Here is a 22,730-nt window from a genome sequence, read left to right as displayed (position 1 = left end):
GTTCGACACGCGGCGCTTCGTCTGACGCGTCAGCCGCGTGCTTTAGGTTTATCCGCTTGCGCGAGAGTCTGAGCCGCGCGCACATCGACGCCCGGCGTGCTGCGATCCGCGTCGATATGCAGCGCGCCCGGCGGCCGGTACAGCACCATCTCGCCGATATGCCCGTTCTGAGGCACCTCGCCCGTGCTTTGCCAGTCCGGCTCGGGAATCTCGCTGAACACCTGCCGCAGCCGCTCGCCCCACGTGCGGTGAATCATCTGGTAGTAAGCGTTGTCCTGATCGATCGAGACAAAGCGCGTCACCTTCAGCGCATCCTTTTGATAGACGAGCAGATCGAGCGGCAGCCCGACCGAGAGGTTCGAGCGCAGCGTTGAGTCCATCGAGATCAGCGCGCATTTCGCGGCCTCGTCGAGCGGCGTGGACGGCACCAGCACGCGGTCGATGATCGGCTTGCCGTATTTCGATTCGCCGATCTGGAAGTACGGATTCACGCGCGACGACTCGATGTAATTGCCCGCTGCGTAGATCATGAACAGACGCGGACGCGGCTGTGCGCCGCCCTCGCCGCCGTCCCCAATCTGACCGCCGAGGATGAAGCTGCAATTGAAGTCGACGCCAAATTCCTGCAGCGCATTCGCCTCGCGCTGGTGCACGTCGCGCACCGCCTGACCGACGACGCGCGCGGCATCGGCCATCGTCGGCACGGTCCAGAGCGTGGGCCGCGACGGCACCGAAGGCTCGGACAATTCGTGCAGCACGGCCTGCGTGAGCGACAGATTGCCCGCGCCGAGCAGCACCAGCATGCGCTCGCCCGGCTCTTCGAACACCGACATCTTGCGCGCCGTGCTGATGTGATCGACGCCGGCATTGGTCCGCGTATCCGACAGAAACACGAGGCCTTCGTCGACACTCATTGCCACGCAGTAAGTCATGACGTGAATCCAGACGGCTGCCGCAAGCGAACGGATGCGAGGATGCGGACGGAGGGCGAGCCGGAAAGAGGCAGGGCCGCGGCGTGCCGCGGGACGCTGCCATTGTAATGCGCGCGCCTCGCGCGCTGTACAGCAGACCTTCGGTCGATCGCTATTGCGACGTCTGCTCCTGCGCCTTCACGGAAACGGACACATCGAGCGTCTCCTCCAGTCCGCCGATCCGCCGTCCGCGCACGGGCGACGCCGCTTCGTAATCGCGCGCCGCCGCGAGCCGGCAGTACATCTCGCTAGCGAATGCCGCGTGCGTCACGTCGACGGACACCCAGCCGATGCCCGCGAGCCACACGTCGACCCACGCGTGACTCGCCGCATGCTCGACCTCTCCGGGCTCGATGTAGCCGCTCACGTAACGCGCAGGAATGCCGCGCGCGCGGCAGCACGCGAGCATCAGGTGCGCGTGGTCCTGGCACACGCCCTTGCCGAGCGCGAGCGCCTGCGACGCCGTGCTGGTCACGGCCGTCGCGCCCGTTTCGAACTGCACGCGATCGACGATCTTCTCCGCCAGCGCGATCAGCGCAGCCGGTTTGTCGAGCAAAGGCACCGACGCGGCCAGTTCGCGAATCGCCGGATCGCAATCCGTCAGGCGCGTCGCGCAGGTGAAGTGTTCGAGCGGAATCGCGCCCTCGTCGTCGCCGAGCCTGCCGTCCATCAGCGCAAACGTGTCGATTTCTCCCGACACGTGCACGCGAATTTCCTCGTGCGGCTTGTTGAGCACGAGCGTATGGAGCACGTTGCCATAGGCGTCGAAGGTCGAATCGAGCTTGCCGGGCGCATCGAGCGTCCAGCGCCGCACGATCTGGGAAGCACCGCTCGACGGCGTGAGGCGCAGCTGCTGGATCGAATAATGGACCGTCGATTCGTAGCGGTAGAACGTGTCGTGGCGGATCGTCAGAAACATGAAGGGCACTCCGTCAGGCAACAGGCAGCATCAGATACGTGCGCGCGACCATGTTGCCGAGTTCGAACACGCGTGCGAGAAACTGCGTGAGCCAGGCATGCAGGCCGGCTTCGAAAATCTGCCGGATATCCGAATACAGCAGTTCGGCGCGCAGCTTGCCCGCAAACCGCTCGCATAGATTCGAGCCTTGCGTGCGCAGCATCGCGAGGTTGTCGCAGACGCCGTCGAGCGACGCCAGCAGCGAGCGCGGCATCTGCGAATTGAGGATCATCAGTTCGACCACGCGCGCGGGCGTCACGACATCGCGATACACCTTGCGGTAGATTTCGAGCGCCGATACCGAGCTGAGAATCGACGTCCAGTAATAGAAGTCTTCGAGCTGACGCGCGGCCTCGCGCGAATTCGGCTCGGCGTCGGCGAAACGCACGTCGAGAATGCGCGCCGTGTTGTCCGCGCGTTCGAGGAACGTGCCGAGCTGCGTGAAGAAGAACGCATCGTCCTGCAGCGCCGTGCCGATCGTCACGCCGCGCGACAGGTGCGAGCGGAACTTCACCCATTCGAACAGCGCGGCCGGATTGCTCGCCACCTGGCCGTGCGCCGTGCGCTCGTTGAATTCGAGCCACGTGTCGTTGATCGTTTCCCACCATTCCGTCGTCAGCGTGCCGCGCACCGCACGCGCGTTTTCGCGTGCGGCCTGCAGACACGAATGAATGCTCGACGGATTCGTAGGATCAGCGATCATGAAATCGAGCACGTTGTCGCGCGTGGCGTCTTCATAACGCTGCGAGAACGCATGATCGAGTTCGGAGATGCGCAGCACCGAACGCTGCGCGCGCTCCTCCTGCTCGGGCGTCTGCGGCAGCAACTGCGCCTTCAGGTTGATGTCGAGCATGCGCGCGGTATTCTCGGCACGCTCCATGTAACGGGCCATCCAGAACAGATGATCGGCGGTGCGGCTCAGCATGTCGGCTTTCCGTGTTGAGTTGGCGCGTCGACGGTGCGTGACCGCGAGCGCCGGGTTGCCCGTTTTTCGACTCTGCATCGCACGATGCAGATGCTTTGAAACATCGGTCGAACGAAATCAGTCGACCATCCAGGTGTCCTTCGTGCCGCCGCCCTGCGACGAATTCACGACCAGCGAGCCTTCCTGCAGCGCGACGCGCGTGAGGCCACCCGCGCACATCGTCACGGTCTTGCCCGACAGCACGAACGGACGCAGATCGATATGACGCGGCGCAATGCCCGCTTCGACGAAAGTCGGGCACGCGGACAGCGCGAGCGTCGGCTGCGCGATATAGCCTGCGGGCTTCTCGATCAGCCGCTGCCGGAACGCCTCGATTTCCGCCGACGTCGACGCCGGCCCGACGAGCATCCCGTAACCGCCCGCGCCGTGCACTTCCTTGACGACGAGTTCGGGCAGATGCGCGAGCGTGTAGGCGAGGTCGTCGGGCTTGCGGCACTGATACGTCGGCACGTTGTTCAGAATGGGCTTTTCGCCCAGATAGAACTCGATCATGTCGGGCACGTACGGGTAGATCGATTTGTCGTCGGCGATGCCCGTACCCATCGCGTTTGCGAGCGCGACGCGCCCCGCGCGATACGCCGTCAGCAGACCGGGCACGCCAAGCGCCGAATCGGGGCGAAACGCGAGTGGATCGAGAAAATCGTCGTCGACGCGGCGATAGATTACGTCGACGCGGCGCGGCCCCTGGGTGGTGCGCATGAACACGTAGTTGTCGTCGACGAAGAGATCCTTGCCTTCCACCAGTTCGACGCCCATTTGCTGCGCGAGGAACGTGTGCTCGAAGTAAGCGGAGTTGTACATGCCCGGCGTGAGCACGACGACGACGGGATCGTCGACGCCTTCGGGCGCGACCGAGCGCAGCGTATCGAGCAGCAGATCGGGGTAATGCGCGACGGGCGCGATGCGGTTCTGCACGAACAGTTCGGGGAAAAGCCGCATCATCATCTTGCGGTTTTCGAGCATGTACGACACGCCCGACGGCACGCGCAGATTGTCTTCGAGCACGTAGAACTCGCCGTTCTCGCCGGCGCGCACGACGTCGACACCGGCGATATGCGCGTAGACCGCGAGCGGCACGTCGACGCCCTGCATTTCGGGGCGATACTGCGCGTTGGTGTAGACCTGATCGGCGGGCACGATGCCGGCGCGCACGATATTGCGCTCGTGATAGACATCGTGGATGAAGAGGTTGAGCGCCTGGACGCGCTGCCTGAGACCCGCTTCGAGCGTCTGCCATTCGCTGCGCGGGATGATGCGCGGAATCAGGTCGAACGGGATGAGCCGCTCCGTGCCGGACAGATCGCCGTTGACGGCGAACGTGATACCGACGCGGCGAAACAGAAGATCCGCTTCGGCTCGCTTTCTCGCGATTGCTTCGCTGCCCTGCTGCACGAGCCAGCGTTCGAACCGCTGATAATGCGGCCGCACGGCGTCATCGAAATGACGCATCTCGTCATAGCATCGCATGTCACGCCCCACTCTTTTTGTCGGATAGAAGGCGAATGCGCTGCGCATTCGGTTTTTCGATCACGGTTCAAGCAAGCGTTATGCCATTTTTGGTTTTGTCGTTGTTTTTGCGCTGCGCGCGGTTTCCATGCTTTGGTGCGCACTATGTTGGCGCTTGTTTTATGGTGTCATCGTAGCTTGGGGTTTCAGTGTGCGCTACCGCAGTGCGTGTTTTGGCGCACACGGTGCATGCGGTTCTAGTGTGGGTTCTGTCTGCGACGCAGTCGCCATTCTGGTTTTTGGTTTTTGTCTTTCGGTTTTTGTCTTTCGCTGGCATCCGCGAATTCGTATCCGTGCTTCATGCGTCGCCCCTGTGCGGGGCAGCACCTACTTTTCTTTGCAGCGGCAAAGAAAAGTAGGCAAAAGAAAGCCGCTTTTGAACCTCCGGTGCCTGCCCGGATGGCGCCGCGGCATGCCGTGGTTGAGCTGTCGCGCAGCAACGTCCGCACTCTGTAGAAAGCCCGCAGTCAACCGCGCACGGCGCGAAATCCCACACACAATCCGGAACACATACCACCGCAATCAGACCGACGGCAATCACTCAAAAACAAGCCGACCGAACGTGTCCCAAGTGGATGTCATCTTTCGCGCCGCGCGCGCCTGACTGCGGGCTTTCTACGGAGTGTTTGCGTCGCTGTGCGACAGCTCAAGGAACCTGTACCGTAGCGTTATCCTCGCAGGCACCGGAGGTTTGAAGCGGCTTTCTTTTGCCTACTTTTCTTTGCCGCTGCAAAGAAAAGTAGGTGCCGCCCCGCACAGGGGCAACGCGTGAAGCACCGATACGAAACCGCGGATGCCAGCCAAAAGCAAATAATGGCGACTGCGTCGCAGACAAACCAAAAACCGAAAACCCAAAAAAACAATCCCCGCACACTTCCGCATGCGGGGACCGCAAAAAACACCTTCAAACAACAGCCAGCGCCACGAGGCGCCTTAAGCTGCTGCTGCGTCCTTCAACTTCTTCAGCGCACGTGCCTTGATCCGCACGCTTGCCGGCTTCGCCGGGAACCAGCGCTCCTGACCCGTGAACGGATCCTTGCCGAAGCGCTTCTTCTTCGCCGGAACAGCCTGAACGACGATCTTCAGAAGGCCCGACAGCGTGAACTCACCTGCGCCCTTCTTGTGGACCGAACCGAGGATCGTGTCTTCGAGTGCAGCCAGAACTGCCTTCGCCGACTTCGGCTCGACGCCAGCACGCTCCGCAACGTGTGCAGCCAGCGAGGCCTTCGTGAAGGTGTCCTTGATCGGCGAGGGAACGCCGGACGCCTTCACGGCGACCTTCTTAGCCGTGACTTTCTTTGCGGGAGCAGCAGCTTTCTTTGCAGCAACCTTCTTGGTCGGTACCGTAGCAGCCTTCTTGGCTGCTACCTTTTTTGCGGAAGTCGCCATATTTCTCCTACCTCTAAGGGTCATTGATTGCGTGAAGCGCACGCGATATGCACACGCTTCAAGGCCGGATTCTACAAGCGCTTTCGCGTTCTGCGCGAATCTTTTGTGTATAACGGTTACGGTTTGTTGCGCGGCGCCGACTACCTCGCGCATTTCGAGCCTGTTTTTAAGGGGTAAACGCGACTCCCCAGCGATTTCGACGCACCTGTCCAGCGTGAATCGTCAAACCCTTCGGATGGGTGGTGACACCTTCGTCGATGCCAGTTTCGATAGCGACGTCAGTCGCGCATGCGTCGGGAAAGCCCTACATGTCGATCCATCCAGACCTACGAAGCCGCGCTCAAGTGCTTGATTCGACACGCGGCAGCAGCGTCGCGAGCTTCGTCAGCGCAGCGTCGATCTGCTCGGCCTCGATGCCGCCATAGCCGAATACGAGCCCCTGCTGCCGTTTGGCACGCACATAAAAAGGCGCGAGCCCAGGCAATGCGATCGACTCGGCGCGCGCCGCTTCGATCACGTCCGCTTCTGCAAGCGGCGCCTTCAGCAGCGCAGCCAGATGGATGCCCGCCGTCGGCACGATCGGTTCGAACCAGCGGGCGAGATCGCCTTGCAGATGCTTCAGCAGACATGCGCGACGCGCGGCATAAAGCTTGTGCATCCGCTTCAGGTGCTTGGCGAAGTCGCCGTTCAGCATGAAACGTGACAGCGCGGTCTGCGTCAGCGAGCAGCCATGCCAGTCGCCGATCTTTCGTGCCTTGCGCAGCGTGTCGAACAGCGATGCAGGCGGCACCATGTAACCGACGCGAAGTTCGGGGAAGATGGTCTTCGAAAACGTTCCCACATACGCGACGAGTCCCGCGCGGTCCAGGCTCTTGAGCGGTTCCATCGGCCGTCCTTCGAAGCGGTATTCGCAGTCGTAGTCATCTTCGATAATGACGGCGTCGCGTTGCTGCGCCCATTCGAGCAGTTCGACACGCCTCGCGAGACTCATCGGCATGCCGAGCGGAAACTGATGCGACGGCGTCACGTAGACGAGCCTCGCATTCTTCGGCAGCTTGCTCACGATCAAACCTTCGGCATCGACGGGCACGGCGACGACCTTCGCACCCGTGGCCATGAGGCACGCGTGCGCAGGCGGATAGCCTGGGTCCTCGATGACGGCGACATCGCCGGGGCGCAGCGTCACGCGCGCGATCAGATCGAGCGCATGCTGCGCGCCCTGCGTCACGATGACATCTTCCCAATTGCTCGCGACGGCGCGATTGAACGCGAGGTAACGCGAGATCGCGAGGCGCAGTTCCTGCTCGCCGGCGGCATCGCGATAGGTGCCGCGACCGCGCGCCTGCACGCGAAGTGCGTGATTGACGCAGCGGCGCCAGGCATCGAAGGGAAAGTGGGTTTTATCGGTGATACCGCCGATGAAGTCGTATGGCGTGCCGGGCGTCGGCTGCGGCCCGAGAATGTCGGGGACGGTCTGCCAAAGGGGCTGCGCGCGGGCGACCGGGCGGGGTGACGACTTCGCGTCGTCGGCGGCGCGCGCGTGCGATGTACGTTCTGCAGGCAGGCGCTGCAGCCCTTCCGCGACGAAGGTGCCGGCGCCGGCGCGTGCGTGCAGGAAACCTTCGGAGAGCAGGCGCTCGAAGACATCGAGGGTGGTTTTGCGTGACACGCCGAGTTGAGTTGCCAGATCTCGTGTAGAAGGCAGTTGCGTGCCGCCTGCCAGACGGCCTTCGATGATGCCCGCGCGCAGTTGCCTGTAGATTTGGCCCGCCAGGTCGTGGCGGCCTTCTACCGAGATGTGGATTTCCATTTTGGTTTTGGATTTGGTCTTGGTTTTTTGGCTGCGCCGTGGATTTGGTAGCTTAACGCGGAAGGGAAGGGTTTTTTGTCTGCGACGCAGTCGTCATTCTGGTTTTTGCTTTTTGTTTTTTTGCTTTTTGCTGCGGTGGCGTCCGCGAATTCGTATCGGTCTATTAGCGTTGCCCCTGTGCGGGGCGGCACCTACTTTTCTTTGCAGCGGCAAAGAAAAGTAGGCAAAAGAAAGCCGCTTTTGTACCTCCGGTGCCCGCCAGGATAGCGCTTCAGCATGCCGCGGTTGAGCTATCGCGCAGCAACGTCCGCACTCTGTAGAAAGCCCGCAGTCAACCGCGCACGACGCGAAAACCCGACACAGTTTGGAACACATACCGCCGCAATCAAACTGACGGCAAACGCAAAAAAAACAAGCCGATCGAATGTGCCCCAAGTGGATGTCAACTTTCGCGCCGCGCGCGCCTGACTGCGGGCTTTCTACAGAGTGTTTGCGTCGCTGCGCGACAGCTCAAGGAACGTGTGCCGTGGCGTTATCCGGGCAGGCACCGGAGGTTTGAAGCGGCTTTCTTTTGCCTACTTTTCTTTGCCGCTGCAAAGAAAAGTAGGTGCCGCCCCGCACAGGGGCAACGCTAGCGAGCCGAAGCGAAAACGCGGATGCCAGCGAAGAAATAGCTTACTGCGCGGAAGCGGAAGCGGAAGCAGAACCAGAACCAGAAGGAGCAGCACCAGACTGCAAAGCAAACTCGTGATGCGCCCGCGAAAGCCGCCCCATCAGCGGCAGCAAGAAAATAGCAACAACAGCACCACCAGCAGCCAGCCACCCAAGCTCAGCAAAGAGCTTTGTATACAGAGGAAGCGAGGTAAGAGGATCAAGATCCCCGGCAGGCATCCTGGCGAGATTAGCAACAACACTACCCAGATACTGCGACACCCCGGTGGCCACAAAATAAGCGCCCATCATAAAACCGCTCATCCGCGCGGGCACATAGCGCGCGATCATGGCGAGCCCAAGACCGCTGACCAGCAGTTCGCCGAGCGAATACAACCCATACCCGCCGACCATCCACCACGACGACACCCGTCCATTCACCGCAAAACTACCGCTCCACGCATAAACGAAGAAACCCGCCGCGACCACGGCAAATCCAAACGCATATTTCGCCGCAACGGGCACATCCTTGCCGTCTTTCGCAAGCTTCGTATACAGCATCGCGAGCAGCGGGCTCAGCAACATGATCCAGATCGGATTCAACGCCTGGAACTGCGCCGCGCTCCACGTAAACAGCGGCGTACCGAACAGCGAGAACGTCGGATCGACATTGCGCAGCGCAAACAGCGTCAGCGACGTCGACATCTGCTGATAAAACACGAAGAACAGAATTACCTGCAAAGTCAGAATCAGCGCTGCAAGCAAACCCGAACGCTCGGAGCGCTCGCACTTGACCAGCATGTACGCGAAGATCGCCAGAATCGCGACGCCCGCCGTGTACACGCACGCAACGGCAATCGCTTTGTGCTGCAGCACGAACATCGTCGCGGTGCCAAGCGCAATGCCGCCGAGCGCGACGGCCAGCACGCGCTTCCAGCGCACGGGTTCGGCATCGGGCGCAGAACCGACATGCGACAGCGTGCGCAACATCACGAAGTAGTTGACGACGCTGATCAGCAGACCGCCACAGCAGACGGCAAACGCCGTGTGCCAGCCCCAGTGATCCTTGATCCACGGCGTCGCCAGCATCGACACCGTCGAGCCGATATTGACGGCCATGTAGTAGATCGTGAACGCGCTGTCGATGCGCGCATCGTCGCCTTCATAAATGCGGCGCACGAGATTCGCGGCGTTCGACTTGAAGAGCCCGTTGCCGACCACGATCACGCCAAGCGACGCATACATGAAATCGAGGCTGTCGTTCGGTATCGCCAGCATCAGATAGCCGGCCGCGAGCACCAGCGCGCCGAACACCATCGATCGGCGCGCGCCGAGTACCTTGTCGCCGATCCAGCCGCCGATCGACGGCGACGCATACACCAGCGCCGCAAATGCGCCCCAAGTGAGGTTGGCGCGGCCGTCGTCGAAGCCGAGCTTGTCGATCATGAACAGCACGAGCAATGCCGCCATGCCGTAGTAGCCGAAGCGTTCCCACATCTCGATGAGAAAGACAGTCGAAAACGACCGGGTCTGGGATACGGGTGATTTCATGTGTTCCTCGTATTCATGCAAAAACAGCCGCGCGCACGCGTCGACCGACGCCATGCCACGTGGCGAAGCTGGAAAAACTGGAGATCGTCGATGACTTGCCGTGCCCGCCGCGCGATGCGGCATGCGGAGACGGTTCAGTGCGATACGAACGACGGACAGCGCGGTCCGCGTCGAAAACGGAACAACCAGGACTTCAGCGGGAGACCGTCAACGCGAAAAGCGCGTGACGAAGGCTCAATGATAAAGCATCGCGCGCCCAGCCCTCTTCGGCGGCTGCATCGGCGTACGCGTGCAAGGTATGCGGGATGAGTGAGGAAAGACTGCGAAAGAAATCGACATGCGTGTTCACCTCTATTCGTCGGTGGCAGTCCGGTCGGGACGTACCGATCAAAAACGCCGCCGCAGGATCGCTGCAAACGGGAGTGCCGGCGGAAAGACCATGGCTTGGCCAACCCGCGCGAGGTTGCGATTGTGCGCATCGAATCGCAACTTGTCGCTTCGGGAATTCACTGACATGAGCCCGTCGACACGCGCTGCGTCTCGATGCATTGCGAGTCATCTAATGCAATTCCGATAACTGCGCTGTGCGATCTGGCAACATAGAGTGTTTTCTCGAAAAGATCGAAACAGCGCGAACAGGCTTGAAGAGTTGTCAATCCACGCAAGGCTTTCGCGGGCATGAGCAATACGTCATCAAACAACATTTGCTTATATCAAACTAATCTTGACGGACTAATTTGGTTTTGTTATGGTCACGACACTTGAGAAGGACACGGCACTTGCACTGGGGAGCAAGATCCGCGCGCTGAGGCAAAGACTGAAGCGCACGCTCGACGAAACAGCAACGGCAGCAGGTATTTCGAAGCCGTTTCTGTCGCAGGTAGAGCGCGGTCTCGCGTCGCCGTCCATCACATCGCTGGCAGGAATTGCGAATGCGTTGGGAGTGAAGGTGCAGTACTTCGTCGATACACCAAGCGAAGAGCGCTCGGTGTGTCGAGCAAACGAACTGAAGTTTTTTGGATTTGCAGACTCGGCGAATCTGTTTGCCCGGATGACCAATCTGTCGGGGGGCCGTCAGTTGGAAGCCATCCTTGTGAGGATGCCACCCGGGCAAAAGCGTTCCGAAGTCACGACACATGCCGGCGAAGAGTTTATCTACGTCATCGAAGGGCAAGTGTCGTTGACGCTGGAAGGCAAGACCTTCGTGCTGCGCGCGGGAGATAGCGCGCATTACGAATCGACGCTGCCGCATAGCTGGGCCAATACGGCCCGCAAGGAATCGGTGGTCGTCTGGGTAGGTACGCCGAGGCTGTTTTAGAAGGCAGGCATTCGATCCTGGTTGGAAGCGCTTCCGCTCAAGGAAGCGCGAGAAAATCCGCTGTAGGATGCCTGTAATAATAATTGTAAGGAATCCTGCATGTATACCGAACAAGGGCCACCCCGGTCCCCATCACGCGGATAACCGTTAGCGGCGTTCCGTGCCGCTCGCGTTTCTCTCCAGACTCTTTCTGCGAATCCAACCATGAATAAAACGTTCGTCTATTCGACGGCGCTGACTGCGCTCGTCCTTACACTTCAGCAAAACGCATCGGCCGTCACGATTCCGTCCGGCACGACGCTCGCGCCGAGCCAGGAACTGACGCGCCAGGTGCCCGCCGAAACCGAATCGCTCGACCCTGCTCACATCGAATCGTGGACGGGCAACACGATCGGCCTCGATCTGTTCGAAGGTCTCACGCGCATCGACGCAGCGGGTGCGATCGTGCCCGGCGTCGCGCAATCGTGGACGCGCACCGCACCCGACACGTGGGTCTTCAAGCTGCGTCACGACGCGAAGTGGAGCAACGGCCAGCCCGTCACGGCAGCAGACTTCGTGTACGCATGGCAACGCGTCGTCGATCCGAAGACGGGTTCGAAGTACACGATCCTCGTCGAGTTCGTGAAGAACGCGAAAGCGATCATCGCGGGCAAGGCGCCGCTGACGAGCCTCGGCGCGCGTGCCGTCGATCCGTACACGCTCGAAGTGAAGACGGAAGTGCCCGCGGCATTCTTCCCGCAGCTGGCCGCGATGGCGACTATGGCGCCCGTCGACAAGGCCGTCGTCACCAGGTTCGGCGGCGACTGGACGCGTCCGGCGAACTTCGTCGGCAACGGTGCGTTCGCACTCACCGACTGGCAGCCGAACAACCGACTCGTCGTCACGAAGAGCAGCAACTACTGGAACGCGCCGAAGGTGGCGATTTCGAAGGTCACGTATCTGCCTATCGAAAGCGACGAAACGGCGATGCGCATGTATCAGGCAGGCCAGTTCGACTACACGTACACGATTCCGTCGGGCATCTTCAATCAGGTCGACAAGCAGTTCGGCCAGCAGTTGCAAAAAGGCCTGCAAATCGCGACGTATTACTACAGCCTCAATAACGACGATCCCGTTTTCAAGGACAAGCGCGTGCGCGAAGCGCTGTCGATGGTGGTCGACCGCGAACTGCTGACGTCGAAGCTGACGTCGAGCGGCGAAGTGCCGATGTACGGTCTGATTTCGAAGGGCACGGAAGGCGCCTCCGTCTTCAAGCCGGAATGGGCCTCGTGGCCGATGGCGAAGCGCGTTGAAACCGCGCGCAATCTGCTGAAGGAAGCGGGCTATTCGGACGCGAAGCCGCTCACGTTCACCTTCACATACAACACGAACGATCTGCACAAGAAGGTCGCGCTCTTCGTCACGTCGGAATGGCGCACGAAGCTCGGCGTCAACGCGAAGCTGGAGAACGTCGAATACAAGGTGCTGCTCAAGCAGCGTCATGACGGCAAGGTGCAGGCGTCGCGCGACGGCTGGTTCGTCGACTACAACGACGCGATGTCGTACTTCGACCTGATCCGCTGCGGCAGCGTGCAGAACGACCAGCACTACTGCAACCCGAAGGTCGACGCGCTGATCGATCAGGCGAACCAGCAGACGGACGACAGGCAGCGCACCGCATTGCTCACGCAGGCGCATGAACTCGCGATGAACGACTATCCGATGATCCCGCTGTTCCAGTACTCGGCGGCACGTCTGGTGAAGCCGTATGTCGGCGGTTACGCAGCGACCAACTATCTCGACATGCGCTCGTCGCAAGACATGTATGTGCTCAAGCACTAAACGGCAGCAAAGGCACAGGAAAGGCACCCATGCTTGCATACACGTTGCGCCGCACGCTGTGGGCGATCCCGACGATACTCGCCGTGATCACCGCATGCTATCTGCTGCTGCATCTCACGCCGGGCGGTCCGTTCGACACCGAGAAGCAGTTGTCGGCGGCTACGCTCGCGAATCTGAACGCGCGCTATCACCTCGACGAACCGCTGTGGCAGCAGTATCTGCATTATCTGTGGAGACTGCTGCACGGCGATCTGGGCCTGTCGTTCCGCTACACCGACTGGTCCGTCACCGACCTCGTGCTCAAGGCATTGCCCGTGAGTCTCGGCGTCGGAGGCGTGTCGGTGCCGATCGCCGTCGTGATCGGCGTCGCGCTCGGCACGATCGCGGCCGTGCGCCGCGATAGCGTGATCGATCACACCGTGATGGTGCTCGGCAACGTCGGCAACGTCGTGCCGCCGTTCGTGCTCGGTCCGTTGCTCGTGTGGGTGTTCGCCATTCTGCTGAAGACCTCGGACGGCCACGGCTGGCTGCCCGCGGGCAGTTGGGGCGACGGCGAGTGGCGTTATCGCGTGCTGCCCATCGCGCTCCTGACGATCATCAATGTCGCGCTGATCGCACGCGTGATGCGCGGCAGCATGATCGAAGTGCTGTCGGGCAACTTCATCCGCACCGCGCGGGCGAAGGGCCTGCCCGCACGCACGATCGTCCTGCGCCACGCAATGAAGCCCGCTCTGATGCCCGTCGTGTCGCTGCTCGGCTCGGTGTGCATTTCGTCGATCACGGCCGCTGTCGTCACCGAATCGGTGTTCGCGCTGCCGGGCTTGGGGCAACTCGTCGTCAACGGCGCGATCAATCGCGATTACACGCTCGTGCTCGGCCTCGTCGTGCTGACGACGGCCGTCGCCGTTCTGTTCAACCTGCTCGTCGACCTTGCGTATGCATGGCTCGATCCGCGTATCCGCTATTGAGAACGATGGGAACGCCAATTATCAATCTGACCGTCACGGACGCGCCGCCTTCGCGCAGCCCGTTCGCGACTGCCGCGCGCCGCTTCGCCCGCAATCGCGCCGCGTTTGCCGCGCTGCTGTTGCTGGTCCTCATCGTGCTCGCGTGCTTCGTCGGTCCGCTTCTGTCGCCGAACAATGCGATCGACAGCGACTGGTCCGCGATCAGCCTCGCGCCCACGTTCGCCAACATGCACTGGTTCGGCACCGACGAACTCGGCCGCGACCTGCTCGTGCGCACACTGGTCGGCGGACGCGTGTCACTCGAAGTCGGTCTGCTCGGCACGCTCGTGTCGGGCGTGATCGGCGTCGCGTGGGGCGCGACGGCCGGCTATCTCGGCGGACGCGTCGATGCCGTGATGATGCGCATCGTCGACATGATGTACGCGATCCCGTACATGCTGATCGCGATCCTGATGATGACGCTGTTCGGCCGCGCGTTCTATCTGGTCGTGCTGACGATCAGCGCGTTTTCGTGGCTCGACATGGCGCGCGTCGTGCGCGGTCAAACGTTGTCGCTGCGCTCGCGCGAATTCATCGACGCGGCGAAGGCGATCGGCGTCGGCTCGCGCTCGATCATCGCGCGCCACATCGTGCCGAATCTGATCGGCGTGGTCGTGGTCTACGCGACGGTCACGGTGCCGGGCATCGTGCTGACGGAATCGGTGCTGTCGTTTCTCGGCCTCGGCGTGCAGGAACCGATGACGAGCTGGGGCGTGCTGATTCAGGACGGCGCGCAGAAGCTCGAATCGACGCCGTGGCTGCTGCTGTGCCCTGCCCTCATGCTGTGCGCGACGCTTTATTGCGTGAGTTTCGTCGGCGACGGCCTGCGCGATGCATTCGATCCGAAGGACCGCTGACATGGCACTACTCGAAGTCAACAATCTCAGCGTGCGCTTTTCGCGCCGCGATGGCGCGCCCGTCGACGCCGTGCAGCGCGTGTCGTTCGCGCTCGAAAAAGGCAAGACGCTCGGCATCGTCGGCGAAAGCGGTTCGGGCAAGAGTCAGACGGTGATGGCGCTGCTCGGCCTGCTCGCGAAGAACGGCGCCGTCAGCGGCGAAGCGCTCTATAACGGCGCGAATCTGCTGACCATGAGCGACGCTGCGCTGAACCGCATTCGCGGCGACCGCATCGGCATGATCTTTCAGGACCCGATGACGTCGCTCAATCCGTTCCTCACGATCGAACGGCAGATGACGGAGACGCTGCAACTGCATCGCAAGCTGTCGCGTCGCGAGGCGAAGCAGCGCGCGATCGAAGCGCTCGAACGCGTGCGGATTCCCGACGCGGCGCGCCGCATCGGCATGTATCCGCATGAGTTTTCGGGCGGCATGCGTCAGCGCGTGATGATCGCGATGACGCTGTTGTCCGAGCCTGAAATCCTGATCGCCGACGAGCCGACCACGGCGCTCGACGTCACCGTGCAAGCGCAGATCATCGAACTCTTGCGCGAACTGAACCGCGAGCGCGGCACCGCGATCATTTTGATCACGCACGACATGGGCGTTGTCGCCGGTCTGTGCGACGACGTGATGGTGATGTACGCGGGACAAACCGTCGAACAGGCGCCCGCGCAACAACTCTTCGCCGCGCCGACGCATCCGTACACGATCGGCCTGCTGAATGCGCTGCCGCGTCTCACCGACGAAGACGACCAGCCGTTGCAGACCATTCCGGGCAATCCGCCGCTGCCGGGTCTCGCATCGCAAGGCTGCGCGTTTGCGCCGCGCTGCACGTTCGCCGAAGAAACGTGCCGCACGACGCGTCCTTCGCTCGAAGCAATCGAAGGCGATCTGCATGCGTTGCGCGCGTGTCATCGCCCTGTTCACGCTATCGCGGAGGTGGTATGAGCGATCACGAAACGTTACTCAAGGTCGACAACCTCAGCGTGCATTTTCATATCGCGCAAGGCGGCTATCCGTGGTCGAAGAAAGCGACGCTGCGCGCCGTCGATGGCGTGTCGTTCGACGTGCGCCGCGGCGAAACGGTTGGCCTCGTCGGCGAATCGGGCTGCGGCAAGTCGACACTCGCACGCGCGATCATCGGCCTTGCGCCTGTTACGTCGGGCAGCGTGCAGTGGAAAGGAAATGAAACCGTCAAAGGCGAAGCGTACCGCGACACCGTGCAACTCCGCCGCGACGTGCAGATGATTTTCCAGGATCCGCTCGCGTCGCTCGATCCGCGCATGACGATCGAGCAGATCGTCGCGGAGCCGCTGAAGACGCATCAGCCGCAACTCGGACGCGAAGAAACGCGCGTGCGCGTGCGGACGATGCTCGAACGCGTCGGCCTGTCGAATCATCATTTGCGGCGTTATCCGCATGAGTTTTCGGGCGGCCAGTGTCAGCGTGTGGGCATTGCGCGTGCGCTGATCGGCGAGCCGCAACTCGTGATCTGCGACGAGCCCGTGTCAGCGCTCGACGTGTCCATTCAGGCGCAGATCGTCAATCTGCTGCGCGACCTGCAACGCGAACTGTCGCTGTCGCTGCTGTTCGTCGCGCACGATCTCGCTGTCGTCAAAGCGATCAGTCAGCGCGTGCTCGTGATGTATCTCGGCCGCGTGATGGAGTTCGGCGACAAGCGCGACGTGTATCGCGAGCCGCAACATCCGTACACGCGAGCGTTGCTCTCCGCGGTGCCGCTGCCCGATCCCGTTGCGGAACGCGCGCGTGAACACGTGTTGTTGCGCGGCGAGATTCCTTCGCCGCTGAAGCCGCCTTCGGGCTGCGCGTTCCGCACGCGCTGCCCGGATGCGATCGACGCCTGTGCGAACGAGCGGCCCGTCACGAAAGCGGCGGCGGGCATCGGTCATACGCAAGTGGCCTGCATACGCGCCGTCATGACCTGACGTCCATCTAGCTTCACTCAACCCTTTTTCCACGACGCAGCCAGCCGCTGCGCCGAGGGAGGCGTTCGTCCGCGCGACAGCGGGGACGGGCGAGAAAGCGTGACACGGCCGACCGCCGCGTCGCTGTTTCATCAACTAGAAGAACGGAATAGCAATGACAACCCAACGATCCACATCAGGAGCATCGAAATTCGCGTTGCTGGCGGTAGGCCTGCCCGCGCTGACGATTGCAACCGCCGCGTTCGCAGACGACGCAGCCGCACCCGCCACAGCCGCCAGCGCAGCAGTGGCGCAAGCAACACCCGCAGCGCCCGCAACGCCTGCCAAACCGAAGCTGAAGCACACGCCGAATACCGCGGAAGTGCAGCCGGAAACCAACAACGCACTCGTGAACGCCGAAGCCGATCAGGTCGCGACGCCGCCCGAGCAGTTGTCGAGCCAGGCGAAAAGCAAAGGTCTGATCGCCGACAGCCATCTGAACCTGCTGTTCCGCAACTACGCGGACCAGTTCGATAACGAAGGCGGACCGCATCGCCATGCATGGGTGCAGGGCATGCAGGCAAACTTCGAATCGGGCTATACGCAAGGGCTCGTCGGTCTAGGCTTCGATGCGTCGCTGTTCGCGGCGCTCAAGCTCGACGGCGGCAACGGCGCGGGCAACATGGTGCACGTCGCGAAAGGCGGCGGTGGCTCCGATCAGCTCGCGTGGGCATATCCGGGCATGTACGACATCAAGGGACGCATTTCCGAAACGGTCGTCAAATACGGCTTGCAGATCGTCGATAACAACCCGTTCATGGAACCGCACGACAACCGCGCGTTGCCGCCGACGTTCCTCGGCGTATCGGCTGTGAGCAACGACATCCACAACGTCACGCTCCAGGCAGGCAGCTTCACGAAAGTCGACGCACGCGGTCACACGAACCTGATCGACCTGACGTCATCGTACGGCGGCGTGACGATCAAACGTTTGTCCTACTTCGGCGGCAACTGGGACTATTCGCCGAACGGCACGGTCACGCTGTACGCGGACCAGGCTGAAGACGTGTGGAATCAGTTTTACGCCGCAATTTCGCATTCGATCGGCGATGTGAACACCGTCAAGTGGGCGGGCCTCGCGAACATCTATTCGACGCACCAGACGGGTTCCGCGCTGCAAGGGCATATCAACAACAACGCGTATAGCCTGTCGCTGTCGGCACAACATGGTCCGCACCAGGTGCTGCTCGGTTATCAGCAGATTCTCGGCGACCAGTTCTTCGATTACGTGAACGAGACCAACGGCATCTATCTCGTGAACTCGATGGACGTCGACTACAACGCGCCGCACGAAAAGTCATTCCAGCTGCGTTATACGTTCGACGGCAAGTATGCAGGTCTGCCCGGCTTCAAGGCGATGCTGTGGGGCGTGACGGGTTGGGGCGCGGATGCTTCGGCAGGCGCTGCTTCGAATGCAATCGGACCGTACACGCGCAACGGCGAATATGTGCACGGCACGCACCATGAAATCGGCTTCATTCCGAGCTATACGCTGCAAAGCGGCCGCTTCAAGGATACGAAGGTCACGTTCATCGCGATGTATCACAAGTCGTCGTCGCACTACTCGGACCCGAACAACATGGAGTACCGGCTGGTTGTGAATGTGCCGGTGAAGGTGTTCTAAGCTGGGTGTTTGCTACCGTGTCTGCGAGCGGCGACGTTCGCAGACACTGTTCATCGTTCGATGACGCTCAAAACACCACCGACACCACAATCGCCGCCCACACGCCTATCACTCCGCACAAAAACATCATCCTCGCGAGCCGCACCTTCGAGTCGTTCCCCTCGGCGGCAACGGGACTTGTGGCGACCCACGGCACGAGCCCGAGAAACGCAAAGCCGATCACCGCGAATCCCGCGACGAAGTTGTCGGCGAGCGTCCACGCGCCGTCCTCCTGCAAGCCCCAATAGCCGAGAAAGATGATGCCGAGCGAGAACATCGTCGCGGATGCCGCGCAGAGCGCCGGCACCGATCCCTGGGGCATGGGCATGGTCTACCTCGCGTGAGTGAGTGCCGTCGATTCTACTTCAGCTTCACCTCACGCCGATCCTCCCGCCCCGCGCTTATGCGGACTGCCGCGCCAATCTCGCCTCATAGGCTTTCAGATGGCTGTACGCGATGCGCAGCAGCGTCAGCGCGCCTTCCTTCTGCGCGTCGCCGCCGCGCGCAATCAGATCGCCGACGATATGATCCGCCTCGATCCGCGATTGTCCTTCGATGTCGCGCAGCATCGAAGCCGTCAGCGGCGAGCCTTCCGCAAAGAGAATGGTCTGCGCACGCGCATTCGATGCATCGCCGATCGCGTAACCATTCGCCGACGCAACGCTCTTGCATTCGCCGAGAATGCCTTCGATCACGCGTCGTCCGTCCGGCGTCTTCAGAATGTCGCCGATAGCGGCGCGATGCAGTGACGTGCTGCATGCGAGCGTTGCGAGGAATACCCACTTCTCCCACATCTGCTGCAGGATGTTGTCCGAAGCCGCGGAATCGAAACCCGCGCCGTCGAATGCCGCGGCCACGTTGCGCACGCGCTCGCTGATACCGCCATCCAGTTCGCCGAAGCCGATCGAATGCATGTCGTTCAGCTGCACGATTTCGCGCTCGCGATTCAACGTCGCGGCAATCACGCACTGCCCGCCCAGCACTTTCGACGCGCCGAAGCGCTGCTTGAGTACATCGATGTGGCGCATGCCGTTCAGCACGGGCAGGATCATCGTCGACTCGCCGACGGCGGGCGCGAACGATTCGATCGCATCGTCGAGGTTGTAGGCCTTGCAGCTCAGCAGCACGAGATCGTAAGGCTGCGCGATCTGCGACGCGAGCACGGTCTTCACGTCGCGCAACGTCAGATCGCCGCGTGGACTCTTGATGACGAGCCCCGCGCGCCGCAGTTCTTCAGCGCGCTTCTCGCGCACGAGAAACGTCACGTCGCGGCCCGCTTGCGCGAGACGTCCGCCGAAGTATCCGCCCGTTGCACCCGCACCCACCACGAGAATACGCATTGCTGCTCCTTTGACTGGTTTGCATGGCGCACGCCACGCCCGTGCGCTGCAGTATGTCGCAAATCGACGCTGCCCGCAGCGGGCTTGCAAGCCACATTACGGGCATCGTCAGTGCAATGAAGAACGCGTTAGAGGATTTCGAGCGCTAGCGCGATACCTTGTCCGCCGCCGATGCACAACGTCACGATGCCGCGCTTCAGACCATCGCGGCGCATCGAATGAATAAGGCGTGTCGTGAGAATCGCACCCGTCGCGCCGATGGGATGGCCATGCGCAATCGCGCCGCCTTCGACGTTGATGATGTCGTGCGCGAGCCCGAGCTTTTGCGCGACTGCGAGCGGCACGGCAGCAAACGCCTCGTTGATCTCGACGCGTTCGACATCGCCGAGTTTCCAGCCCGCGCGTTCAAGCGCGATCTGCACGGCAGGTACCGGGCCAAGACCGAACATGCCTGGCTCGACAGCGGCGATGCCGAATGCCGCGAGACGCGCGGACGCTTCGATGCCGTGTGTTTCCGCGTAATCACGTCCCGCGACGATCATCGCCGCGGCACCACTGTTCAGGCCAGGCGCATTGCCTGCCGTGATCGTGCCGTCGGGACGGAACGCGGGACGCAGCTTCGCGAGTGTTTCAATCGTCGTGTCGGGACGCGGCTGCTCGTCGCGTGCGAACTGCACGGTGCCTTTGCGGCCCGCGATTTCAACGGCGACCAGTTCCGCGTCGAATGCGCCGCGCTCCTGTGCGGCAGCGAATCGCTGCTGCGAACGCGCAGCCCATTCGTCCTGCGCGGCGCGTGTCAGTTCAGCCTTGCTCACGAGGTCTTCCGTGTGCCAGCCCGAGTGCTCGTTCGAAAACGCATCGACGAGACCGTCGCGAAGCATGCTGTCATGCACCTGCGCGTTGCCCATGCGGCTGCCCCAGCGGCCGCTTTCGAGCAGATACGGCGCGCGGTCCATGTTCTCCATGCCGCCCGCGACAGCCACGTCGCCGAGTCCTAGCGCGATCTCCTGCGCGGCCGACACGATCGCCTGCGCGCCCGATCCGCACACACGATTCACCGTCAACGCGGGCACCGACACCGGCACGCCACCGCCAATCGACGCCTGTCGTGCGGGGTTCATCTTGTTGCCCGCCTGCACGACGTTGCCCATCACTACCGACGACAACGCCTTCGCATCGAGCCCGCTGCGCCGCAGCGTTTCGCGCACCACCGTCGCGCCGAGCTGTACGGCGGGCACATCCTTCAACGACCCGCCGAATGCGCCGATCGGCGTACGGACGGGGTGAGCAATCACAATATCGCGTGCATTCATCGCTATTCCTCTGGTTGAACGACCACATGGACGCCTCGCATCCGCGAGGCGCTTTCATTCCGCTTCCGTTGCGTTCAGTTCGCGGCAACGTCCGTCGACTGCTTCGCCTTCGCGACGTCGCTATTCGCAGGCGCGTCCCAGCCGCCGCCGAGCGAGCGATACAGCGCGACAGCCGCTTGCGCATGGTCGCGCTTCGCCTGATTCAACGACTCCGAGTCGCGCAGATACGCTTCCTGCGCATCGAGCACATCGAGGAAACTCGACGCGCCGCCCTTGTACAGTTCCGTCGACAACTTAAGCGCATGGCCCGACGCATCGAGCGCGCCGGTGAGCTTGGCAACTTCCGCATCGCCGTTGACGAGATCGCTGCGCGTGTCCTCGATTTCCTTCAGTGCGGTGAGCATCGTCTGTTGCAGGCCCAGTTGCGATTCGCGCATGCGGCTCTCGTTTTCCTCGATGTGCGCGGTGATGCGCCCCGCATTGAAGATCGGGCTCGTCGCATTCAACGCGGCGCTGAACAGGTTGTCCGTCAACGTCGGCATGCCGAGATACGACGACGCGAGAATGCCGTCGGTAAGGCTCAAATTGAACTTCGGATAACGGTCCGCGCGCGCGACGCCCACTTCGGCCGCGCGCTGTTCGACCGTCGCGTAAGCGGTGCGCACATCGGGGCGGCGCAGCAGCGCTTCGGAAGGCAGCGTCTGCGGCACGCTTTGCGAAGGCACGGGAATCGCGCGCGCATCGCTGAGCAGCAGCGTGTCGACGCTTTCCGGCGTGCGTCCCGAGTACACGGCGATCAGACTCATATCGTGCTGAATATTCGACTTGATCCTCGGAAGCTGCGCCTGCAAGTCCTGCAACTGGTTCTGCGCACGCGCGACGTCGAGTTGCGTCGAGAGTCCATATTTCAGGCGCTGTTGTGTGAGCTTCAGCGCGCGGCTGCGAATTTCCTCGTTGTCGTTGACGATCTGCAATTGCGTCTGCGCCCAGCGCAAATCGATGTAGGCGGCAGCGGCATTCGCGGCGAGCGCGAGGCGCAATTCATTCAACGCCGATTGACGGCCCGACACCTGCGCCTGCGCCGCGAGCACGGCAAGACGTTCGCCGCCGAACACGTCCGGTTGCCACGAAGCCGTCAGGCCGACGCCGCCTTGCTTCACATAGCCGAGCGGCGGCGGCGTGTTCTGCCGTTTGTACGCAGCCGTCGCGCCTGCATCGAGTTGCGGCGAGAGCGCGGCGCGTTGCTGCTTCGTGACTTCCTGCGCCTGCTTCACGCGCTCGACGGCGGCTTTCACGTCGAGGTTGTCATTCAGCACGAGATCGACGAGCTTGTGCATCGTCGGGTCGCCGAATTGCGACCACCATTGGTCGGCGTCCACGCTGTCTTTCGGCGCGTCGACACTCCACGCGTCGGGGGCGACGGTCTTCACCGTCTGCGGCAAATCCGCGTGCGTCTCGGGCTGCACCGCACAGGCCGCGAGCGTCATGGCGGCGGCAACGGCGAGCGCTTTGGCTACGATCGATTTCATGTCGAGGCTTCCAGTCATCGGAATGGTTGATGT

General features: G+C 62.0%; 18 protein-coding genes. 7 read left to right on the top strand and 11 right to left on the bottom strand.

Annotated elements, in window-relative coordinates; translation table 11 throughout:
* Nucleotides 1–29 precede the first annotated feature (29 nt).
* From QEN71_RS18400 to QEN71_RS18370, 7 genes are all read right to left on the bottom strand, one after another.
* The gene (locus tag QEN71_RS18400; protein ID WP_201659661.1) at nucleotides 30–932 is read right to left on the bottom strand and encodes a peptidase; all 903 of its coding nucleotides are present in this window, start codon (nucleotides 930–932) and stop codon (nucleotides 30–32) included.
* Nucleotides 933–1,083: 151 nt separating this feature from the next.
* On the bottom strand, nucleotides 1,084–1,890 hold the full coding sequence (locus QEN71_RS18395) for a transglutaminase family protein (protein ID WP_201659663.1): 807 nt from the start codon (nucleotides 1,888–1,890) through the stop codon (nucleotides 1,084–1,086).
* A gap of 13 nt (nucleotides 1,891–1,903) precedes the next feature.
* Nucleotides 1,904–2,854, bottom strand: coding sequence for an alpha-E domain-containing protein (locus QEN71_RS18390; protein ID WP_201659666.1), 951 nt, complete (start codon nucleotides 2,852–2,854; stop codon nucleotides 1,904–1,906).
* Nucleotides 2,855–2,971: 117 nt separating this feature from the next.
* A complete protein-coding gene (locus QEN71_RS18385; RefSeq protein ID WP_201659669.1) occupies nucleotides 2,972–4,381 on the bottom strand; it encodes a circularly permuted type 2 ATP-grasp protein in 1,410 nt (469 codons plus the stop codon).
* A 972-nt stretch (nucleotides 4,382–5,353) separates the two neighbouring features.
* Nucleotides 5,354–5,809 carry an HU family DNA-binding protein gene (locus QEN71_RS18380; protein ID WP_201659674.1) on the bottom strand — a complete coding sequence of 152 codons (456 nt, stop codon included), beginning with the start codon at nucleotides 5,807–5,809 and terminating at the stop codon, nucleotides 5,354–5,356.
* A gap of 340 nt (nucleotides 5,810–6,149) precedes the next feature.
* A complete protein-coding gene (gene pdxR / locus QEN71_RS18375; RefSeq protein ID WP_201659677.1) occupies nucleotides 6,150–7,619 on the bottom strand; it encodes a MocR-like pyridoxine biosynthesis transcription factor PdxR in 1,470 nt (489 codons plus the stop codon).
* A 675-nt stretch (nucleotides 7,620–8,294) separates the two neighbouring features.
* Nucleotides 8,295–9,821 carry a peptide MFS transporter gene (locus tag QEN71_RS18370; RefSeq protein ID WP_201659680.1) on the bottom strand — a complete coding sequence of 509 codons (1,527 nt, stop codon included), beginning with the start codon at nucleotides 9,819–9,821 and terminating at the stop codon, nucleotides 8,295–8,297.
* 748 nt (nucleotides 9,822–10,569) lie between these two features.
* Here QEN71_RS18370 and QEN71_RS18365 point away from each other — a divergent pair.
* The 7 genes from QEN71_RS18365 (at nucleotide 10,570) to QEN71_RS18335 (ending at nucleotide 18,476) form a co-directional block, all read left to right on the top strand.
* Nucleotides 10,570–11,139, top strand: coding sequence for a cupin domain-containing protein (locus QEN71_RS18365; RefSeq protein WP_201659683.1), 570 nt, complete (start codon nucleotides 10,570–10,572; stop codon nucleotides 11,137–11,139).
* A gap of 204 nt (nucleotides 11,140–11,343) precedes the next feature.
* Nucleotides 11,344–12,960 carry a peptide ABC transporter substrate-binding protein gene (locus QEN71_RS18360; RefSeq protein WP_201659686.1) on the top strand — a complete coding sequence of 539 codons (1,617 nt, stop codon included), beginning with the start codon at nucleotides 11,344–11,346 and terminating at the stop codon, nucleotides 12,958–12,960.
* 29 nt (nucleotides 12,961–12,989) lie between these two features.
* Nucleotides 12,990–13,928, top strand: a complete 939-nt coding sequence (locus tag QEN71_RS18355) for an ABC transporter permease subunit (RefSeq protein ID WP_201659689.1) — start codon at nucleotides 12,990–12,992, stop codon at nucleotides 13,926–13,928.
* Nucleotides 13,929–13,933: 5 nt separating this feature from the next.
* Nucleotides 13,934–14,824 (top strand): ABC transporter permease, encoded by an 891-nt coding sequence (locus QEN71_RS18350; RefSeq protein WP_201659692.1) that lies wholly within the window; start codon nucleotides 13,934–13,936, stop codon nucleotides 14,822–14,824.
* 1 nt (nucleotide 14,825) lies between these two features.
* Nucleotides 14,826–15,815 carry an ABC transporter ATP-binding protein gene (locus QEN71_RS18345; RefSeq protein WP_201659695.1) on the top strand — a complete coding sequence of 330 codons (990 nt, stop codon included), beginning with the start codon at nucleotides 14,826–14,828 and terminating at the stop codon, nucleotides 15,813–15,815.
* The gene (locus tag QEN71_RS18340; RefSeq protein WP_201659698.1) at nucleotides 15,812–16,813 is read left to right on the top strand and encodes an ABC transporter ATP-binding protein; all 1,002 of its coding nucleotides are present in this window, start codon (nucleotides 15,812–15,814) and stop codon (nucleotides 16,811–16,813) included. Before QEN71_RS18345 ends, QEN71_RS18340 begins: the two co-directional genes overlap by 4 nt.
* Before the next feature lie 154 nt (nucleotides 16,814–16,967).
* Nucleotides 16,968–18,476, top strand: coding sequence for an OprD family outer membrane porin (locus tag QEN71_RS18335; RefSeq protein ID WP_201659701.1), 1,509 nt, complete (start codon nucleotides 16,968–16,970; stop codon nucleotides 18,474–18,476).
* Nucleotides 18,477–18,543: 67 nt separating this feature from the next.
* Here QEN71_RS18335 and QEN71_RS18330 read toward each other — a convergent pair whose 3' ends face one another.
* The 4 genes from QEN71_RS18330 to QEN71_RS18315 form a co-directional block, all read right to left on the bottom strand.
* On the bottom strand, nucleotides 18,544–18,843 hold the full coding sequence (locus QEN71_RS18330; RefSeq protein WP_201659704.1) for a hypothetical protein: 300 nt from the start codon (nucleotides 18,841–18,843) through the stop codon (nucleotides 18,544–18,546).
* A 73-nt stretch (nucleotides 18,844–18,916) separates the two neighbouring features.
* Complete coding sequence (panE, locus tag QEN71_RS18325) at nucleotides 18,917–19,855, bottom strand: 2-dehydropantoate 2-reductase (protein ID WP_201659707.1); 939 nt, start codon at nucleotides 19,853–19,855, stop codon at nucleotides 18,917–18,919.
* Nucleotides 19,856–19,983: 128 nt separating this feature from the next.
* On the bottom strand, nucleotides 19,984–21,168 hold the full coding sequence (locus tag QEN71_RS18320) for a thiolase family protein (RefSeq protein WP_201659709.1): 1,185 nt from the start codon (nucleotides 21,166–21,168) through the stop codon (nucleotides 19,984–19,986).
* Between the two features lie 74 nt (nucleotides 21,169–21,242).
* Nucleotides 21,243–22,697 carry an efflux transporter outer membrane subunit gene (locus tag QEN71_RS18315; protein ID WP_201659712.1) on the bottom strand — a complete coding sequence of 485 codons (1,455 nt, stop codon included), beginning with the start codon at nucleotides 22,695–22,697 and terminating at the stop codon, nucleotides 21,243–21,245.
* Between the last annotated feature and the right edge of the window lie 33 nt (nucleotides 22,698–22,730).

Origin of the sequence: Paraburkholderia sabiae (assembly GCF_030412785.1) — a bacterium.
Taxonomy (GTDB): domain Bacteria; phylum Pseudomonadota; class Gammaproteobacteria; order Burkholderiales; family Burkholderiaceae; genus Paraburkholderia; species Paraburkholderia sabiae.
Note: the sequence above shows the minus strand (reverse complement) of the source record. Positions and strands in the feature narration are given on the sequence as shown.

Bases quoted from the DNA above. Each gene is read 5' to 3' on its own strand.
- QEN71_RS18385 (WP_201659669.1), bottom strand. From the start codon at position 4,381: ATGCGATGCTATGACGAGATGCGTCATTTCGATGACGCCGTGCGGCCG.
- QEN71_RS18360 (WP_201659686.1), top strand. From the start codon at position 11,344: ATGAATAAAACGTTCGTCTATTCGACGGCGCTGACTGCGCTCGTCCTT.
- QEN71_RS18330 (WP_201659704.1), bottom strand. From the start codon at position 18,843: ATGCCCATGCCCCAGGGATCGGTGCCGGCGCTCTGCGCGGCATCCGCG.
- QEN71_RS18400 (WP_201659661.1), bottom strand. From the start codon at position 932: ATGACTTACTGCGTGGCAATGAGTGTCGACGAAGGCCTCGTGTTTCTG.
- QEN71_RS18370 (WP_201659680.1), bottom strand. From the start codon at position 9,821: ATGAAATCACCCGTATCCCAGACCCGGTCGTTTTCGACTGTCTTTCTC.
- QEN71_RS18340 (WP_201659698.1), top strand. From the start codon at position 15,812: ATGAGCGATCACGAAACGTTACTCAAGGTCGACAACCTCAGCGTGCAT.
- QEN71_RS18355 (WP_201659689.1), top strand. From the start codon at position 12,990: ATGCTTGCATACACGTTGCGCCGCACGCTGTGGGCGATCCCGACGATA.
- QEN71_RS18315 (WP_201659712.1), bottom strand. From the start codon at position 22,697: ATGAAATCGATCGTAGCCAAAGCGCTCGCCGTTGCCGCCGCCATGACG.
- panE (WP_201659707.1), bottom strand. From the start codon at position 19,855: ATGCGTATTCTCGTGGTGGGTGCGGGTGCAACGGGCGGATACTTCGGC.
- QEN71_RS18345 (WP_201659695.1), top strand. From the start codon at position 14,826: ATGGCACTACTCGAAGTCAACAATCTCAGCGTGCGCTTTTCGCGCCGC.
- QEN71_RS18380 (WP_201659674.1), bottom strand. From the start codon at position 5,809: ATGGCGACTTCCGCAAAAAAGGTAGCAGCCAAGAAGGCTGCTACGGTA.
- QEN71_RS18395 (WP_201659663.1), bottom strand. From the start codon at position 1,890: ATGTTTCTGACGATCCGCCACGACACGTTCTACCGCTACGAATCGACG.
- QEN71_RS18365 (WP_201659683.1), top strand. From the start codon at position 10,570: ATGGTCACGACACTTGAGAAGGACACGGCACTTGCACTGGGGAGCAAG.
- QEN71_RS18350 (WP_201659692.1), top strand. From the start codon at position 13,934: ATGGGAACGCCAATTATCAATCTGACCGTCACGGACGCGCCGCCTTCG.
- pdxR (WP_201659677.1), bottom strand. From the start codon at position 7,619: ATGGAAATCCACATCTCGGTAGAAGGCCGCCACGACCTGGCGGGCCAA.
- QEN71_RS18335 (WP_201659701.1), top strand. From the start codon at position 16,968: ATGACAACCCAACGATCCACATCAGGAGCATCGAAATTCGCGTTGCTG.
- QEN71_RS18320 (WP_201659709.1), bottom strand. From the start codon at position 21,168: ATGAATGCACGCGATATTGTGATTGCTCACCCCGTCCGTACGCCGATC.
- QEN71_RS18390 (WP_201659666.1), bottom strand. From the start codon at position 2,854: ATGCTGAGCCGCACCGCCGATCATCTGTTCTGGATGGCCCGTTACATG.